Below are 2,392 nucleotides of genomic sequence, written 5' to 3'. Positions count from 1 at the left end.
AAACGTCATAATGACTTATTTCCAATTCAACTCGACATCGGACTAGACAGCTCAGGCATCAAACTCCCTAAGGGTATTATACAAGGACAGGGAATGCGCTCGCTCGTTCATGAGATGTTGGGCAGTTATTCAAAATTTGATAGCTTCGATAGTCTCGCAATTCCTTATCGAGCCGTTGCAGCGGATCTGGAAACTGGTGAACAAGTCATTCTTTCAAGGGGTGATTTAGCGCAAGCAATGCAAGCATCGATGTCTATACCTGGGGTACTCAGACCGACTGAAATCGACGGTCGCATTTTAGTTGACGGCGGCATCGCGAATAACTTGCCAATCAGTGTTGCAAGACAAATGGGCGCAGATATCGTTATTGCCGTAGATATCGGAGCACCAATTCTTAAACGCGAAGAAATCGACTCTAGCGTTGCTGTGCTTGGACAAATGTCGAACTTCTTAATGATGTCAAACCAAGCTGAGGCACGATCAACACTCACAGAGCGAGACATCCTTATTCGTCCTGATCTGGGGAATATGGGTGTACTTGATTTTGACGCTATGACTGATGCACTAGAAGAAGGTTATCAACTCGCCACAGAGGTCTTTTCGAAGCGCTCAGACATTCAGTTATTGCGCGATTCAATAGCAAGAAAAACACAAGAAGAAAAAGATCAAATTCACCAGATACGCTTAATTAATAATACTCGCCTAGCTAATAAGTACTTACTTGAAAGGATGCAACTGGATGGGCCTCCACCTTTCACACGAGAACAAATAAACAAAGGCATTGAGCGGCTTCTAGGACAAGGTACGATCGCTCTGATTACTAGCTCAATCGAGATTGTTAATGATGAAGAACAACTCATTTTAACTGTGAACGAAAAAGAATGGGGACCAGGATACCTGGACTTTCAATTCAACTTCGAGGACAACTTTCGTTCTTTCAGTTTATTCGAAATTGGCACTGCGTGGCGCTATACCAACTTGAACCCATATGGAGCGGAATGGACAAATGCCGTTGAATTCGGTACAGAAAAACGGCTTACGAGCGACATCTATTGGCCCTTAAATACCAGTGGATACTTCATTCAAGCGCGAACTGAAATTGCGCGAGAAATTTCAACCTACTCTGATAACAATCAAAATTTAGGAGAGCTTACTCGCTCCTATCAAAACACAAAGGCTGGCATTGGCTACGAATTTAGCGACAATTTTGACCTCCTACTTGGCCTAGAATTTGAAAACGGCCGCGTTAAAGTGCCTGATCCCTTACAACAAATAATTGGTGCTTCCTCGGTAAGATATGACAGCGGAGCCGCATTCATAAAAACTGAATACGACAACCAAAATAATCCCAACTTTACCCGCAACGGCTGGAAGGTTAGTGCTACAGGCAAACGCAGTGAATCAAACGCCTTCGGTTTTAAAGAATACGTAGATCAAGTCGAAATACAGATTCAAACGGCTTTTTCATTTGGCTACCACAGTATCAAACCAACCATCAAAGTTGGTAGCACCTTTGCCAATCAAGGCAATCTGCAATTCAGTGGGTTTGAACTAGGCGGTTTCTTGAATTTATCGGGCAATGACCGAGATTTTATTGCTGGTCCACATATGCGTTTTGCTCGATTAGTCTATAGCTATGAACTTGCCGCCAATAGTTTCGGAGGAACCAAACTCCCTCTATACATTGGTGCGTCATACGAAGCAGGTAATGTTTGGGACAATCGAGCTGACATAAGTATCAAAGATCTCATCTCTAGTGGCGCGGCGTTTTTCGGTTGGGACAGTCCCATTGGGCCCGCGTTCTTGGGCTATGGCATCTCAGAAAACAGTCAAGAGAGCCTATATGTATCTCTTGGCAAAGGGCTGTAAGTGACTTAGAAAGACCGGGAGCAGAGTGAATATACTCTGACTTCAATATTTAGTCTTCAATAGCTAATCACCACCTACATCGTCTCACCACCTGCAAGCACATATCAGCGAACTGATGCACGCCATCTTCATGAAACTCCAGCTTCAAACCACTCGACACGCCGTCACTTAAAACCAACGCAACACGGTTATTTTCGAGCAAATCTAACCTAATGCTGCGCGCATAAGGATATTTCTGAGCCTCGGAAACATGCTCAGAGTGACGTTCAACACTCGTCTCGCTGCTCTCTAAGTGCGCTTGACGGTATTCGTCGAGTGTTTGTTGTTCGACGGATTGTTCAGACCTAGCGTTTCCATCTCGATTCGTCGTTTCAGAAGTCTGAGTTTCTGACACCTTTTGGAGTATCTTCTCCGTTTCATAGTGCGCGGCCACTGCTGAGTTGAGAGATTGAATCAGCCGCAAGATCGACCTGCGGCTTAACCACCAAGAAGGGTAACGCACTTCTTGGTGACTGAGAAACAA

At 44.6% G+C, this 2,392-nt stretch carries 2 protein-coding genes; one reads left to right on the top strand and one right to left on the bottom strand.

Translation table 11 applies throughout. The features are described 5' to 3' along the window. The coding region (locus A3739_RS14870; RefSeq protein WP_231877088.1) for a patatin-like phospholipase family protein at positions 1-1,869 on the top strand (1,869 nt) is incomplete at its 5' end. Between the two features lie 67 nt (positions 1,870-1,936). Here the strand turns inward: A3739_RS14870 and A3739_RS29985 are convergent. Continuing rightward, a partial coding sequence (locus A3739_RS29985) for a hypothetical protein (protein WP_197472343.1) occupies positions 1,937-2,392 on the bottom strand: 456 nt, incomplete at its 5' end.

This window comes from Oleiphilus sp. HI0067, from assembly GCF_001635735.1.
Note: the sequence above shows the minus strand (reverse complement) of the source record. Positions and strands in the feature narration are given on the sequence as shown.